General features: G+C 74.8%; 11 protein-coding genes. 2 read left to right on the top strand and 9 right to left on the bottom strand.

Annotated elements, in window-relative coordinates; genetic code table 11:
* Positions 1–345: 345 nt before the first annotated feature.
* From Acit_RS02970 to Acit_RS02960, 3 genes are all read right to left on the bottom strand, one after another.
* Positions 346–1,719, bottom strand: a complete 1,374-nt coding sequence (locus Acit_RS02970) for a hypothetical protein (protein WP_248105554.1) — start codon at positions 1,717–1,719, stop codon at positions 346–348.
* Positions 1,720–1,880: 161 nt separating this feature from the next.
* Entirely contained in the window at positions 1,881–2,318 is a 438-nt protein-coding gene (locus tag Acit_RS02965; RefSeq protein ID WP_248105552.1) for a WXG100 family type VII secretion target, read from the bottom strand.
* 101 nt (positions 2,319–2,419) lie between these two features.
* Complete coding sequence (locus Acit_RS02960; protein WP_248105550.1) at positions 2,420–2,911, bottom strand: DUF1707 SHOCT-like domain-containing protein; 492 nt, start codon at positions 2,909–2,911, stop codon at positions 2,420–2,422.
* Between the two features lie 283 nt (positions 2,912–3,194).
* On the opposite strand from Acit_RS02960, the gene Acit_RS02955 reads away from it, so the two are divergent.
* Positions 3,195–7,364 carry a DEAD/DEAH box helicase gene (locus Acit_RS02955; protein WP_248105549.1) on the top strand — a complete coding sequence of 1,390 codons (4,170 nt, stop codon included), beginning with the start codon at positions 3,195–3,197 and terminating at the stop codon, positions 7,362–7,364.
* A gap of 42 nt (positions 7,365–7,406) precedes the next feature.
* Here the strand turns inward: Acit_RS02955 and Acit_RS02950 are convergent, their stop codons facing one another.
* From Acit_RS02950 to surE, 4 genes are all read right to left on the bottom strand, one after another.
* The gene (locus Acit_RS02950) at positions 7,407–8,171 is read right to left on the bottom strand and encodes an enoyl-CoA hydratase/isomerase family protein (protein WP_248105545.1); all 765 of its coding nucleotides are present in this window, start codon (positions 8,169–8,171) and stop codon (positions 7,407–7,409) included.
* A gap of 127 nt (positions 8,172–8,298) precedes the next feature.
* Positions 8,299–9,258 (bottom strand): alpha/beta fold hydrolase, encoded by a 960-nt coding sequence (locus Acit_RS02945; protein ID WP_248105543.1) that lies wholly within the window; start codon positions 9,256–9,258, stop codon positions 8,299–8,301.
* 122 nt (positions 9,259–9,380) lie between these two features.
* Positions 9,381–10,025: a transglycosylase family protein gene (locus tag Acit_RS02940; RefSeq protein WP_248105541.1), complete on the bottom strand. Its 645-nt coding sequence runs from the start codon at positions 10,023–10,025 to the stop codon at positions 9,381–9,383.
* Between the two features lie 482 nt (positions 10,026–10,507).
* Positions 10,508–11,392 carry a 5'/3'-nucleotidase SurE gene (gene surE, locus Acit_RS02935; RefSeq protein WP_248105539.1) on the bottom strand — a complete coding sequence of 295 codons (885 nt, stop codon included), beginning with the start codon at positions 11,390–11,392 and terminating at the stop codon, positions 10,508–10,510.
* Between the two features lie 111 nt (positions 11,393–11,503).
* Between surE and Acit_RS02930 the strand changes: the two genes are divergently transcribed.
* Positions 11,504–12,523, top strand: a complete 1,020-nt coding sequence (locus Acit_RS02930; protein WP_248105537.1) for an aldose 1-epimerase family protein — start codon at positions 11,504–11,506, stop codon at positions 12,521–12,523.
* A 10-nt stretch (positions 12,524–12,533) separates the two neighbouring features.
* Here Acit_RS02930 and Acit_RS02925 read toward each other — a convergent pair whose 3' ends face one another.
* Together Acit_RS02925 and Acit_RS02920 are read right to left on the bottom strand one after the other, a co-directional pair.
* Complete coding sequence (locus Acit_RS02925) at positions 12,534–12,806, bottom strand: EAL domain-containing protein (RefSeq protein ID WP_248105536.1); 273 nt, start codon at positions 12,804–12,806, stop codon at positions 12,534–12,536.
* Positions 12,803–14,035 (bottom strand): diguanylate cyclase domain-containing protein, encoded by a 1,233-nt coding sequence (locus Acit_RS02920; protein WP_248105535.1) that lies wholly within the window; start codon positions 14,033–14,035, stop codon positions 12,803–12,805. The genes Acit_RS02925 and Acit_RS02920 overlap by 4 nt, the downstream gene beginning before the upstream one ends.
* Positions 14,036–15,142 lie beyond the last annotated feature (1,107 nt).

Raw genomic sequence — 15,142 nt, 5'->3', positions numbered from 1 at the left:
GGCAGCCAGCAGGCCGGCCGCCACGACGAGGGCGGCGAGTGGGCGGCACCATCGGGCGGCCAAGGACCGGCCGGTCCGCTCGCTCCCGCCAGCGCGCCGAGACCGGCCACGGGGCCCGATCTCTGGCGGCCACCAATGGTCCTTCGGTGCCCGCCCGGGCGGTGCGGCGAATCGCATGCTGTCCCCCACTGGAGCCCGTCGACGGCCCTGGGGAGCGGAACTCGCTCGGCGGACCGGTGCCGGTGTCGCCGCTCGCAGGTGCTGCCCGTCGCGCCTCGACCCCTGCCCGAGGCTCGTGGCCCCGAGCCCCGGCCATCGAGTCCAGTCGGGCTGCGGGCGGCCGACTCAGGCCGAGGAGCGAGCGCTGTTCCGCCGGCGGAGCCGACCGAGAAGGGGCGGGCTGCTTCGGCCGTCCCGCATGTCGGCCAGGCGGACCAGGGCGACCCGCAGCAGTTCCCGAACCTCGTCGGCTTCGTCGGGGAACTCGGCGGCGCCCCAGCTGAAGGATGCCTTGATGGCCCCAGCGGGCAGCCGACGGGCCAGCCGCTCGGCTTCCCGGAGACGGGCTCCGGGCAGCGTGATGGCCACCAGACCCCGACCGATGGCGTAGGCCGTGCCCCGGCCACTGGTGCGCTCCGCGAGGGCTCGGAGAAGGGTGTCTCGCACCGCCCGTTCCTCCTCCGGGGCGTCGTCCTCCTCGGGCACGCCCAGGACCGGCCCGGGAACCTCGTCGAGGCCGACGAAGCACACGGCGAAGGGGGTCTTCTCGTCGACGAGCGAGCAGACCACGGACTCGAAGGTGGCCCGGTCGGCCACCTCCGCCGGTCGGACCTCGAGCCGGCCGTTCGTCGAGGAACCGCCGAGGACCTCGTGCTCGACAGCCTCGACCATGGGCTGTCCCTGGACGGGCCCCGCGGGCTGGTCCCAGCGCTCCGCTCGGGACGAGTCCGGTGCGGCGCCGCTGGGCTCCTCGGGAACCGTCGTCGCCGACCCGGCTACCGGTCGAGCCCACCAGGGCGGTGGTGCCGGCTCGGTCGACCCATCCTCGGGAGGAGCCGATGCCGGTGCCTCGGCGGCGTGGACCGTCACCTCCTGGCTGCCGTCGCCGGTCTCGGAGGCGTCCACCCGTTCGGCAGAGGGCCCGTCGACGGGCTCGGCCGGGGGCTCGCTGCCGACCGGCGAGGGCGCCTCGGGAGCGGGCTCGTCAGTCGCTGGTGCTTCGGCCGCCAGTGCCGCCCCGGTGGGCTGCTCGGGAGCGGGCTCCTTGGCCTTCGGCTCCTCGGCAGCAGGTGGCGGAACGAGGCGCCAGCCGTGGCCGGCCTTGGGCTCAGGACCGGCCGGCTCGGGCGCCGAGAGCGCCTCGACCGGCGGCGACCCCGAGGGTCGAGGCTCGGGGGCAGGCGGCTCCTGGAAGAGCGGGGCGATGGCCGCGAGACCGTAGGGCGAGCCACCGTCCCGGAGGACCTGGTCGAGGCAGCGGAGCAGCCGACGGCCCCGCTCGGGTGCGGCCCGCTCGAGAAGCCGTCGAGCGGCCTCCTCGACCGCTCGAAGCTGCGTCTCCTCGTCGGCGAAGGGACTGGTCAGGGCGAGAGCCAGGCCAGCCGCCTCGGCGTCGGGCCAGGCGGACCCGCCGGCGGACTCGTCCCGCTCGGCGGCAGCCCGCCAGGCGGCGATCAGGTAACTGGTGAGATCTGCTGCGCCAGTGTTGGCCTCGGCCACGGTCCCCGTCTCCCCCGCTTCAACTCGGCGTGCGGTGGCAGCGCCCCCCGACGGCTCCGCACGGCACTCCCAACCTCGTCAGTGCTGCGGCGTCCCCGGGTGTGGGCACCCGGAGGGCCGCGGTGTGGATCGTGCGGCGGCGCACCGCTCGCCCTTGGGGCTCACCCCTCCCCGTCCGCCGGCCCGAAAGCCTCGGCCCGGGGTCGCAGGCCGATGCCCTGGAAGGGGGCCGGAGTCGGGGGCACGGGAGCGGTCGGCGCCTCGGGCCCGTTGGCCTCGGCCCGTGGTGCTGCCGTGGACTCGGGCTGGCCGAAGAGCCGAGCCACCTGGGCCTCGGCCTGCTCGTAGGCCGCCGCCGCGTTCTTGAGCAGGGTGGCGATGGTGAGGATGGAGCGGTCCAGCTCACTGGCGTTGGCCGCCCAGCTGTTGCAGAGCGCGGCGAACTGCTTCTGGGCCGTGCCGCTCCACTGGGCGCTGACCCCCTCGATGATCCGCAGGACGTCCTCGACGGCTGCCTTGACCTTGGCTGCCCCCCGTTCCACTTGGGTGGCGGCCAGCTCCAGCTGCTCAGGGGATACCTGGTACCCGCTGTTGGCCACGCCCGCATCCTTTCCGCTCGTCCGCCCTTGCCGGCCTCGGGCCCTGCCAGGAGCCCGACCCCCCGGTCTCCACCACCCGGTGTGCCGGATCCCGGCGGATGTTACCAGCCGGCTCGGGGGTCGCCCGGGCTGGGGGGGAGGGCCGAGGGTGGCGACGGGGGCTCGGTCCGTCGTCGTCCGTAGCGGCTGAGGAGGACCATGCCCCAGGGGACGGTGACCCACAGTGGCCAGATGGCTTCGGCGGCGTGCTGCGGGGAGGCAGCGACGCTGAAGGCCCAGAGCCCCCAGCAGCAGGCCACGGTGGTCAGGTAGGCCCGAATGGCCTGGCGAGGCGTTCGCCGACGGTGGCGGGTGACGGGGGCGGGGCTGGGGGCCGGCGGGGCCGGCGGGGCCGGCAGGACCCGTTCGGGTCCCCCCGGGATGTCGGCGACCTGCTGGCAGAGCTCCCCGTAGGTCCGGGCGGCGTAGACCCCGTCCAGGCGGGGGTCGAGCTCGTCGAGGCCGAGCCGTCCTTCGGCCAGGGCCTGGCGGATGACGGCCGCCGCCCGCTCACGGTCCTCGTCGCCGCAGCGGAGCCCCCGGAGGTCGGCCACCTCACCAGTCTGCCCGAGGTTCGGTCGCCCTGCAGGGGTCGGCGGACCGGCAGGACGCCCGGGGCGTCGACGGCGCCCCTGGTGTCGGGGTCGGGGGGCCAGCCGGAGTGGCCGAGCCTGGGGGGACTGCGTGGTCACAGGCCAGTGGTGGAATGGCGGGGTGCCCGAAGCCGGCTGGTCGAGCCCGTGGCGACCTGGGAGGGAGCCTGGCGCCGGTGCACCGGGGAACGGGCCGGTTCCCGGGGGGTCGGGCGAGGATCCGCTGCGGGGTTTCCATCCAGTGGTGGCCGAGTGGTTCCAGCAGCGCTTCCCGGCCGGCCCGACCCCCGCGCAGCGAGCAGCCTGGCCACTGGTGCGGGCTGGTCGGGACGTGGTGGTGAGCGCACCAACCGGTGGGGGCAAGACCCTGGCGGCCTTCCTGGTCGCCATCGACCAGGCCCTCCAAGAGCCCCTGGGCAGCGAGGTGGGGCCGCAGGTGCTCTACGTGTCGCCGCTTCGGGCCCTGGCTGTGGACGTGAAGGAGCACCTGGTCGAGCCGCTCGAGGAGCTGGCGAGGGTGGCTGCGGCCCGGGGCGTGGCCCTGCCGGCGATCCCGGTCGGGGTGCGGACCGGGGACACGCCGGCTGCGGAGCGGGCCCGGATGGCCGCCCGGCCACCCCGGATCCTGGTGACGACCCCGGAGAGCCTCTACCTGCTGCTGACCGCGGCCCGGTCGAGGGAGACGCTGCGACAGGTGCGGACCGTGGTGGTGGACGAGGTGCACAGCCTGGTGGGCACGGCCCGGGGGGCCCACCTGGCCCTGAGCCTGGCCCGACTGGACGGGCTGCAGGCGGGGGGGAGGCCCCAGCGCATCGGCCTCTCGGCCACGGCTCGTCCCCTCGGGGAGGTGGCCCGCTTCCTGGTGGGTCGCGCCCGGGCCAAGGCAGTGGAGGTCGTGGCGGTGGACGAGGAGCGGGCCACCGAGCTGCGCGTGGCCCTGCCGAGCGGGCCGCTGGCGGCCGTGCTGTCGAACGCCCAGCTGGAGGAGCTGGCCGATCGGCTGGCCCTCGAGGCGAGCGAGCACCGGAGCACGCTGGTGTTCGTCGCCACGCGGCGATTCGCCGAGCGTCTGGCCCGGCTGGTGGAGGAGCGGCTGGGGGAGGGCCGGGTGGCGGCGCACCACGGGAGCCTGTCGGCGACTCGGCGGCGCCAGGTGGAGGCCCGGTTGCGGGCGGGGGACCTCCAGGTGGTGGTGGCCACGGCCTCCTTGGAGCTGGGCATCGACGTGGGTCCGGTGGAGCTGGTGTGCCAGGTCGGCTCGCCCCGGGCCCTGGGGACGTTCTTGCAGCGCGTGGGGCGAGCCAACCACCGGGTCGGCGGCGTGGCGCGTGCCGTGCTCTACCCGACGACGCGAGACGAGCTGGTCGAGATCGTGGCCCTCCTGGGCGCGCGGCGGCAGGGTGGGTTGGAGGCCCTGGCCGTCCGGCGAGGCCCCCTGGACGTGCTGACCCAGCAGCTGGTGGCCGAGGTGGCGGCGGCCGGCTGCGTCGAGGAGGAGCGGCTCTTCGAAATGGTGCAGCGGGCCGCGCCCTACGAGGACCTAGACCGGGCGACCTTCGAGCGGCTGGTTGGCCTGGTGAGCGAGGGCATCCCGACCGGTCATGGCCGGCGGCTGGCGTGGCTGCACCGAGATGGGGTTCATCGCAGGCTGCGGCCTCGGCGAGGGGCCCGGCTCTCGGCGGTGGTGAACGGGGGGACGATCCCTGACAGCGGGGACTACCGAGTGGTGCTGGACCCCGAAGGCCTGGAGCTGGGCAGCGTGACGGAGGACTTCGCCTTGGAGACGATGGCGGGGGACGTCTTCACCCTCGGGACCCACAGCTGGCGGGTGCTCCAGGTCCACGACGGCTGGGTGCGGGTGGCCGACGCCGGCGGGGCGGCGCCGACCGTGCCGTTCTGGGTCGGCGAGGCTCCGGGACGGAGCCCGGAGCTCTCGGCGGCGGTGGGCCGCTTGCGGCGTTGGATCGAAGAGCGGGGGGACGAGCCGCGCAGCGCGGTGGTGGCGGCGCTGGCCGCCGACGCGGGCGTGGATCCGGCGGTGGCCGGCGAGGTCGTGGACTACCTGCGAGCCGCCTTGGCCCAACTCGGTCGGTTGCCGACGGACCGGTGCGTGGTGATCGAGCGGTGCTTCGACGAGGCGGGGAGCATGCAGCTGATCGTGCACGCACCGCTCGGGGCGCGGATCATGCGAGCTTTGGGCCTGGCCTTGCGGAAGCGGTTCTGCACCACCTTCGACTTCGAGCTGCAAGCCGCAGCGAACGACGACGCCGCCTTGCTGTCCTTGGGGGCGCAGCACGGCCTGGCCCTGGCCGACGTGCCGGCCCTGTTGCGGGCAGCCGGGCGGCGGGCGGTCCTGGCCCAGGCGGTTCTGACCTCGCCGCTGTTCCCGGTGCACTGGCGCCATGTCGCGGTGCGATCCCTCGCCGTTGCCCGGTCGCGGGCTGGTCGACGGGTCCCCCTGCCGATCCAGCGAATGCAGGCCGCGGACCTGATGGCGGCGGTCTTCCCCGCCTTGGCTGCGTGCCAGGAGAACACGGCGGCGGGCCCCGTGCCGGTGCCCGACCATCCGCTGGTGGCCGCCACCTTGGCCGAATGCCTGGAGGAGGTGCTGGACGGGGCCGGGATGGAGGCGGTGGTCGGCGACCTGGAGGCCGGCCGGCTGACGGTCCACCTGGCCGAGACCGTGGAGCCGTCAGTCCTGGCCCACGAGATCCTCCACGGTCGGCCCTACACCTTCCTGGACGACGCCCCCCTGGAGGAGCGGCGGTCCAGGGCCGTGCGGAGTCGGCCCGGTCCAGCGCTGGCCGTGCCCCTGACGGTGGTGCCGCCGGAGGTGTGCGACGAGGTGGCCGCGTGGGCGGCGGCGCCCCCGCGGGACGCCGAAGAGCTGCACGACCTGCTGCTGCGCTGCTCACCGCTGATCCCCGAGGCGCGCTGGAGCAGGTGGTTCGAGGAGCTGCAGCGGGCGGGACGAGCCGTGGGGTGTCGGCTGCCCGGCGAGGACGGGGAGCTGCGCTGGTGCGCGTCGGAGCGCTGGGCGGCGGTGCGGGCGTGCTGGCCGGCAGCGGTGGTGACGGCCGGGTCGGCCGAGGCGTGCGCATCCGCCAGTGGCCCCGACGGCCCCGATCCGGACGACGCTGCGGCCGCCATCGTCGAGGGCCACCTGGAGCGCAGCGGGGCGGTGAGCGAGGAAGAGCTGGTCCGGGCCACCGGGCTCAGGCGCCAGGTGCTGCGACGTGCCCTCGCCAGCTTGCAGCAGCGGGGGCTTGCGCTGCAGGGACCGTTCGACCCTCGACTGGGGCCCGACGCGCAGTGGGCCCATCGACGGAGCGCGCAACGTCTGCACAGCGGGGCGCGGCGGGCCCGGCGGGCCACGACGGTGGCGGTGCCCTTGGCCCGTTACGGCTGCTTCCTGCAGGACTGGCAGCACCTGACCGCCGAGCAGCGCCTGGAGGGGGCGAGCGGGGTGCGGGCCGTGGTGGAGCAGCTGCAGGGCTTGGAGGTGCCGGCCGGCTGGTGGGAGCGGGGCGTGCTGGCCGCTCGCCTGCGGGCCTACGAACCGGCGTGGCTGGACGGGCTCTGCCAGCGCGGCGAGGTCGCCTGGGCCCGGCTGCGGGAACCGGTCAGGGGCGAGGGGATGCGGCGAGCCGGGCTGCACCGGAACACCCCGCTCGGGCTGGTGCCCAGGCGGATGCTGGCCCAATGGCTGGGGCTGGTGCGGGGCGAGCGGCGGGCCGAGGCGGGAGCGGATCGACTGACGGGATCCGCCGCGGAGCTGCGAGGGATCCTCGAGACGGAGGGAGCCCTGTTCCTGGAGGACCTGGTGGACCGGACGGGGCGCCTCCCAAGCGACGTGCTGGACGGCTTGGCGGTGCTGGCGGCCAGCGGTCTGGTGACGGCGGACAGCTTCGAGGCGGTGCGCTCGCTGGTGGGCCGAGGTCGAGGGAGGGGCCGCGGATCGGGCGGTGGTCGACGGGGGGGCTGGGAGCCCCAGGGGGTCGGGGGCCGCTTCAGCGTGCTGCCGGCGGCGGCCATCCCCGACCAGGAGGCGGCGGCCGACTTGGTGGTGAGCCAGCTGGCGACCTGCTGGGGTCTGGTGTGTCGGGAGACGGCCGCCTTGCAGCGGGTGGCGGTGCCCTGGCTCGCGTTGCGGCGGGCCGCGCGCCAGCAGGAAGCCCAGGGGCTGCTGCTCGGCGGACGGTTCGTGGCCGGTCTGAGCGGCGAACAGTTCGTGCCCCCGGGGGTGCCCGAACGGTTGGCCGACCAGCGCGGTGGCCCCACGCCGCTGCGGCTCGCCCGCCACGACCCGCTGGTGCTGGCAGCTCGGCAGCTGCCAGGCCTGGCGCAGCTGGACGTGGCGGGGAGCGGCGTGGTGGTCACCCCAGCCTCCGAGGAGCAGCGGGCCGCCTCCTAGCGTGAGGGACCCGAGCCGAGCCGCTGAGGGCAGCCCGGGGGCCTAGCGGCCCCCGAAGCGCGGGGCGCGGCGCTCGAGCACCGCGGCGACGCCTTCGCGTGCGTCGGCGGTGCCGGCCAGGGCGGCCTGCTCCTGGAGCTCGACCGCCATGGCCTCGGCGGCCAGCTCGACCAGGTCCCGACGGAGCGTCCGGCGGGTGGCGGCCAGGGCTAGGGGAGCGCCCTGGGCGATCTGGTGGGCCAGTTCCAGGGCGGCGGCACGCTCCTGGCCCGGGGGGACCAGGCGCTCGGCCAGCCCCAGGGCCACGGCCTCCTCGCCCGCGACCCGACGACCGGTCAGGAAGAGGTCGGCGGCGCGACCGGGTCCGACGAGTCGAGGCAGCGTCAGGGTCAGCCCGAATCCCGGGTGGATGCCCAAGGTGACGAAGTTGGCCTGGAAGAAGGCCTGGGAGGAGACCACGCGAAGATCGCAGGCCAGGGCAATGCCAAAACCGGCCCCGATGGCTGCACCGTGGACCGCGGCGACCACCGGCAGGGGGGCGGCGAAGATCCGGCGAGCCTGGGCGTAGAACGCTGCGGTCCGGGTCCGAAAGGCCTGGGCGTCGGTCGGGTCCGGGGCGTCCTCGGAGCGGAAGTTCGCCCCGGCGCAGAACGAGCGGCCCTCGCTCGCGAGGACGACGGCCCGGGCCGAGGTCGCCGCCTCGTCGAGGGCGTCGGCCAGCGCAGCGAGGTCGGGTTCGCCGAGCAGGTTGTGGGGAGGCCGGTTCAGGGTGACGATCTGCACCAGGCCGTCCTGCTCGACCCGCACGGCGGGCGGGGATCCCCCCGGGGCGCTTGGGCCGGCAGGGGCTGGTGCGTCGGGGTGCTCGGACACGTCGAAACTCCTCGGGTTCGGGATCGACCGCAGCGCTCGGAATCGATGGGCGGTACGGGACTCAGCTGGCCTGGGCGTCGCTCGTCGGGGTGCCGGCCCAGACCGCGGCCAGGAACGACCGGATCCGCTCGGTCAGCCGGCCGGGGGACAAGCGAAGCTCGGCCACCGAGCGGGCCAGGACGAGCTGCGCCCCGGGCACTTCCTCGGCGAGGTCCTTGGCGTCGGCGAACGCATGGACGGCGTCGAAGTGATGACCGATCACCAGCGTCGGCACCCGCAAGGCTCGTCGGTCGGCCAGCCGGGGGGTGAGGGGACCGGTGACCACGCCCCCGAGGACAGCGGCGACCTCCGAGGGGTCCGAGGCCGCCACCTGCACGAAGGTGTCGAGGATGCCCACCCGGCTGCGCGGCAGGCGGCGAACCACTCGGGACAGCGGCCGCAGCAGCGGGCCTGCGACCCAGACGGCGAAGTAGAGCGGCAGGAAGCAGACCCCGGCGGTGGGGGTGGCGTGCTCGAGGACGGGCATCTCGGCGAGCAGGCCCAGGACCCGTTCGGGGTGGGCGACCGCGAGCGTCAGGCTGACGTTGGCGCCCAGGGAGACCCCGCCGACAACGGCTCGTTCGATCTCCAGGCGGTCCAGCACCCGGAGGAGGACCTCGGCGTAGCGGTCCACCCGGTGGTCGTGGGGATCCCGGGACCGGGTCGAGCGACCGTGGCCGGGCAGGTCGACGAGGACCACCCGATAGCCGGCGTCGGCGAGGGACGCCGCCAGGCGGTGGTTCATCTGGCTGTCCAGCAGAATGCCGTGCAGGAGGACGACCACCCGGGGGCCGGTGCCGAACTGCTCGACGTGCACCAGCTCCCCGTCGAGATCCAGCCACTCTTCGTCGAAGGGCCGTCGGTCGACCAGGTCGCCGAGCACGCGCAAGGACCGGCCCACTACTGCGCTAGCCCGAGCGGCCAGGTCGGGGGGCCGAGGCACGAGGGAGAGCGGTCGAGCGGAATGGCCGTGCTGCGCCATGGCGGCACCCTAGCGGTCCGAGCAGGCAGCCCGGGGGACCGTCCGAACGGCCGCCAGCGGCCGCGAACGGACGGACGGTCCCCCAGACCGGTGATCCGCAGGATCCCTCGGGGGACCGGGGGTCAGAAGCCGAGCTGGACCGAGCACACCGGCCACGGGCTCCAGCCGGCCTCGGCCCAGAGTCGCTCGGCCGCGGCGTCCTGGGTGGCCGGCGAGGCCGCCGACGGCAGCCCGCTGTAGCCCAGGGACTGCCAGGTGGCCAGGGAGAACTGGTAGGCGCCGTAGTAGCCGTTGCCCGTGTTCGCCTGGTAGTCGTCCCCCGACTCGCAGATCCGCAAGGCCAGCCACTGGCTGGGCGTGGGTCCGCTCGGTGCCGGGGGAGGTGGCGGCGGTGGCGGAGGGGGTGGGGGTGGTGCTGGCGCCGGTGCTGCGGCGACAACGGCCGCCGGGGCAGGGCTGGGGGCTGGTGCCGGCGGGGGCGGGGGCAGGCTGGGAGGATCGGTCAGCTGCCCGGCCAAGGGCACCAGGGTGAGGGCCCCGGAAGTCGGTGCGGGGACCGCCGGCTGGCGGAAGGCGAAGGCCCGGCTCCCGGCCCGCTGCACGCTGCTGGTCAGGGGAAAGTCGTCTGATCGGACCAGCGTGTCGCTGACCGTCTGGAACGACGTCGTGGTCTGGTTGGCATGGGGCTCGGAGCGGTGCGACTGCGCTGCACCCGCCCCGAGCAAGGTCGCGATGACGACAACACCGGAGAGTCGGTGCTTCCGCATCTTGCGCCTCCTCGAGTCACGGGATCCCCGGAGGGCTCCAGGTCGGCTTGGGAATGCGGGCAGCCCGTCGTCGGTGCATCCAGCTCGCGGTTCCGGCGCCGTGGAAGGGACAGCCGGCCCTGGACGAGACGTCCGTACGAGGTGCAGACGGGACGACCCTGGTGGTGCTGCGTTAGGCGCCTCTCAGCGTTCCTGGTCGGAAGCTCGTGGGAAGAACGTCGGCATGGTGAGCAGGAGGCCAGTTCCCGCGGAACCCCGCTGGCGCGCTCAAGGGCGACAGCGAATCCCAGGGACCGGCAACGGGTCGCAGCGCACGGGCCCTTCCGGCCTCGTGCTCGGCAGCCTCCGCACTGCCGCGCGACACCCATCTGTCTGGTGCAGTAGGTGGGGGCAGGTTAGCGATCCGTCCCGAGCCGTGCAACCTGGGGGCACCGGGGCCCGCCGAGTCGACGGCGAGCGGGTCGGACGTGAGGTGGGGCGGCTCAGGTGGCCGGCAGGTCGGCTTGCGGGCCGATCGGGGGGCGAGGGCACGCCGACTGGAGGGTCACCAGGGCCCGTCCGAGGAACTCCTCGGTGGTGTCGTCGGTGGCCTCGCGCACACCAACCAGGGGGGTCAGTGCCGCCAGGTTGGCCGCGACCACCGCAGCGTCGCTGTCGGCATCGGCCGAGCCGCTGGGCTGTCCCGGCGTCGCAGGCCGGACCAGGTCGAGGCGCAAGGTGCCGTCACCCTCGGGCAGCCACCCCGGATCAGCGGCCTCGGGCCCACAAGCCCCGTCGTGCGTGGCCGCCCGGATGGTGGCCGCCCGACCCAGGCGAGCTCGACGGACGCCGGCCAGCTGGGTGAGGGGCACGTCGGGGACGTTGAGGGACCAGACGGTGCCGGCAGGGGCGGCTGCCAGATCGGGCATGGCGGCCACGGCCAAGGTGGTGGCGGTCTCCCAGGGTTCGGGTGGGGGGCCGAAACGGAGCGAGACGGCGAGAGCCCGAAGGCCGAAGTGGGCGGCGGTCAGGGCCGCCCCGACGGTGCCGGAGTGGAGGACCGAGCGGCCCACGTTGACCCCGTGGTTGACGCCCGAGAGGACGAGGTCGGGCCGGGGACCGAAGGCGCCGACGCAGGCGAGGATGACGGCCAGCGCCGGCGGGCCGTCGACCCCGAAAGCCGGCAGCTCCTCGAGACCCCGCAGACGGCGACGCTCGTAGGCGATCGAACCCCGGCCGTGGACCGGACCGACCGCCGCTCCTGCACCGCTGGCGTTCTCGAGGGGGGCAACCACGACCGTGTCCGCCCCGCTTCGGTGCACGGCCGTCGCCAGGGCGGCGATGCCCGGTGCGTCGACCCCGTCGTCGTTGGTCACCAGCACCCGCATCGACTCGATTCCCCTCCGGCCCGTCACCTGATTGGCCCCGCCTGCGTACCATACCGGTGCCCGGTTCCGCCGATTGGTGCCGGGGTGCGAGGGGACGGGAGCGGAGCCAGCATGCCGGAGGCCAGGCGGGACGGGGTGATGGGACCGGCCTACGACGGGGTGCCGTCGGGGCGCCAGTACGTGATCGGTCATGGCGGCCAGCGGGTGGTGGTGACCGAAGTGGGAGCCACCCTGCGGAGCTACGAGGTCGACGGGCAGGCGGTGCTCGACGGTTTTGGCGCCAAGGAGGTCTGCTCGTCGGGCCGGGGCCAGGTCCTCGCACCGTGGCCGAACCGCCTGGGGGACGGGCGCTACCAGCTGCTCGGCAAGACCGGGCGGGCCCCCCTGGACGAGCCCGAGCGGCGCAACGCCATCCACGGCCTGGTGCGCTGGTTGCCCTGGAAGGTGCTCTCGAGCGCCCAGAACCTCGTGGTGATGGGCTGCCGGCTGCTGCCCCAGCCGGCCTACCCCTGGTGCGTGGACCTCCGGGTGGAGTACCGGCTGGGTCGAGGAGGCCTCACGGTCACCGCCACGGCCCAGAACCCCTCGGACGAGGAGACCGTCCCCTTGGGTCTCGGGTTCCACCCCTACCTGACCGTCGGCCTGGTCCCTGTCGACCGGGTCCGGCTGCAGGTGCCGGCCAGGACCCGGCTGGTGGCCGACGAGCGGGGCCTGCCGACCGGTCGGCAAGCGGTCGCCGGGACGGAGTACGACTTCCTCGCCGGACGGGTGCTGGGGCCGACGCGGCTGGACACGGCCTTCACCGACCTGGTCCGTGACGAACAGGGTCGGGCCACGGCCACCCTGGAGCACCCGGCCACGGGTCGGGCGGTGCGGCTCTGGGTGGACCGGGCCTTCGGCTACCTGATGGTCTACAGCGCCGATGGCGTGGAGCCGGCGAGTCGTCGGCGGGCGGCGGTGGCCATCGAGCCCATGACCTGCCCACCCGACGCCCTGCGCAGCGGCCAGGACCTCGTGATGCTGGCACCGCTGGCCAGCTGGCAGGCGAGCTGGGGGATCGAGCCGCTGGGGCCGGGGGCCGAACCCCTCGGCCACGAGGACTCCCGGGCGGGGTCCTCGCGGGTCGACTGAGGGGCCCGGCTCAGCGGCTCGGCTCGGGCAGCCAGTCCTCGTCCAGGCCCGGCCCTTGGGCCCGGAGCTGGTCGAGCAGCGCTCCGAGGGGGCCGGGGCGGACGAAGAGGAAGCCTTGGCCGAGATGGCAACCGAGGCGGGCCAGTTCCTCGGCGCAACCGGGGTCCTCGATCCCCTCGGCGGTCACCGTCGGGCCGTAGGCGCGGGCCAGGTCGACCACCGCCTGGACGACCCCCCGGGACCGGCCCCCGAGGTCGTCCACGAAGAGCTTGTCGATCTTCAAGACGTCGATCGGCAGGTCGGCCAGCGCACCAGGGCCTCGGCCGCCACGACCCGACGGCTCCGGAGGGCCACGAGGGGTTGGTAGGCGAGGTCGAGTTCGTGGTGGCGGAGGGCCCGTTGGAGGCCGCCGGCAACGGCCAGTCGATGGGTCGCCTCGACCGTGAGGCCGTCCTCGAAGAGGGCTGCCTGGGCGCGACCCCGACGCTTGGCGAGGTACATGGCGGCATCGGCCCGGCGCAGGGCGTCGAGGGGATCGTCGCCGGGGGCGACGAGGACCACGCCGGCCGACGCCGTGACCGGGAGGTCCGCGCCCTGGAGGGTGAGGGGTCGTTCCAGGCTGGCGAGCAGCTGGCGGGCGACGGTCAAGGCCCCCTCGGCGTCCTCGACACCGGGGGCCAGCACCGCGAACTCGTCGCCGCCGAACCGGGCCACCACCGCCTGCGGCACCACCTGGCCCAGCCGGGCCGCGACCTGCCGGAGCAGGTCGTCGCCGACCTGGTGGCCCTGGCTGTCGTTCACGTACTTGAAGTGGTCGACGTCGACGAAGCAGAGGGCCGACGGGCCCGATGCCCGGTCTCCGAGGGCGGTGCGGAGCGCGGCCAAGAGGCGTCGGCGGTTGGCCAGGCCGGTGAGCTCGTCGGTGCTGGCCCGCTCCTCGAGCTGGGCTTCCCGGGCCTGGCGGGCGGCCACGTCGACGAAGGTCACGGCCAGCAGGCGGCCTTCTGGTCCCTGGACCGCCGAGAGCCGGGCCTCGGCGGGGAACGTGCTGCCGTCGGACCGGCGGACCACGATGTCGATGGGGCCGACGGTCCCCGAGGCGGCCACGGGCTCGTCGAGGAGACCGGCGAGGGCGAGGGGCGACGACGGGTCGTACGGGGCTTTGAGCAGCCGGCCGAGAGGTTCGCCGATCAGCTCCTCGGCATGCACGCCGCACGCCTGGGCAGCCGCTCGGTTCGCCTCACGGACGGTTCCCTGGGCGTCGGCGACGAGCAGCGCCTCGGGGGCCTCGGTGAGCAGGTGGCGGGCCGTGTCGGCCCGGCGACGCTCCTCGGCCAGACGGCCTTCGAGGGTCTGGGGGTGCCCGACGAGCGCACCGGGCAGGCCGACGACCCCGCGGGGGGTGAAGGTCCGCTGCTGGAGGTCCACGGTGGCGACGGCGGCCGCCGGGTAGCCCAGGCTGGCGAGATCCCTCGGCAGCTGGGCCCACAGGTCCGCCATGTCGAGGCCCACCCAGGCCCCACCCAGGCGAGCAGCCTGTCGCCAGAGGGCAGCGCCCTGGCGGGACCGAACCGAGAGCCGGACGGTGCGCGGAGTTCCTGGCCGACCGCCTGGGAGAGCAGGTCGGTGCCCCAGACCACGGTGGCGAGCAGGCCTTCCCGCAGGAGGATCGGGGCCGTGCCGACGTGCCACCCCAGCGCCGCCAACGTGAGCGGGTAGGCGGCGAGGGCTGCGAGGTTCAGGGCCAGCCGGCTCGTGCGGCGGAACACGACCCCGCCCTGGAAGACGGCGAGGACCAGATAGGCGAGGAAGAGGTCGGAGCGGGCGCCGCCGGAGGCGGCGATCCCGACGGAGATGGCCGTGACATCGAACAGGCCCCAGAGCTCCCCGACCCCGAAGCGCTCGGCGAGCTCGTCGGGCAGCCGCCGCAGCAGGAGGCCCAGCGCACCGGCGGCGGCCGTGGCGCCGGCCAGCGCGGCAGCGTAGAGAGAGCCTTGCAGCGGGGGATGGCCAGGGAGCAGGGCGTAGAGCAGGAGGAAGCCCAGGACGCAGCCAGACTCTGCCAGAGCCGAACCCACGACGCCCCGTCGAAGAACAGCGAGGCGGGAACGAAGCTCGGCCGTGACGTCGAGGCCGTCCCCGGGGGGAGCCGCCGACGCCTCGACCGTGGCAGTGCTGGTCTGCCCCTGGAGCGCTCCGGCGTCGGAGGACGCCGGAGGTTCAGAAGGCACCGAACGAGTCGAGCGGTCCGCCCGTTCTCGAACGCCGCCCCTTCGATGGGACCGTCTGTGGGAGGATCGATGCATGGGGTGGTTTCGTAGGGCGAGGTGGACGCGGGGAGCTCGGCGGTTCGTCGGGACCGACCGGGTCCCAGCTCCCAGCGGCTGGTTGCGCATGGTCGGCCTCCTCGCCCTGCTGGCGCTGGTGCTTGTGCGCCCCAGTGCTCCGGCGCGCCCGAACGGCTCGCCGCCTGTCCCGCTGCGGGCGGGATCGGTGCTGCTCTCGACGGCCGGCGTCGGCGGGTATTGGGAGGTGACCTCGGCGGGGGACGTGTATTCGTTCGGGGACGCGTCGTTCTTCGGTTCGGCGGGGGATCTCCAGTTGGCGGCGCCGGTGGTG

The organism is Aciditerrimonas ferrireducens (assembly GCF_023130475.1).
Lineage (GTDB): Bacteria > Actinomycetota > Acidimicrobiia > Acidimicrobiales > UBA8190 > Aciditerrimonas > Aciditerrimonas ferrireducens.
The sequence above is the reverse complement of the archived record's forward strand: the minus strand, read 5'-3'. Positions and strand labels throughout refer to the sequence as shown.

Bases quoted from the DNA above. Each gene is read 5' to 3' on its own strand.
- Acit_RS02945 (WP_248105543.1), bottom strand. From the start codon at position 9,258: ATGGCGCAGCACGGCCATTCCGCTCGACCGCTCTCCCTCGTGCCTCGG.
- Acit_RS02940 (WP_248105541.1), bottom strand. From the start codon at position 10,025: ATGCGGAAGCACCGACTCTCCGGTGTTGTCGTCATCGCGACCTTGCTC.
- surE (WP_248105539.1), bottom strand. From the start codon at position 11,392: ATGCGGGTGCTGGTGACCAACGACGACGGGGTCGACGCACCGGGCATC.
- Acit_RS02930 (WP_248105537.1), top strand. From the start codon at position 11,504: ATGCCGGAGGCCAGGCGGGACGGGGTGATGGGACCGGCCTACGACGGG.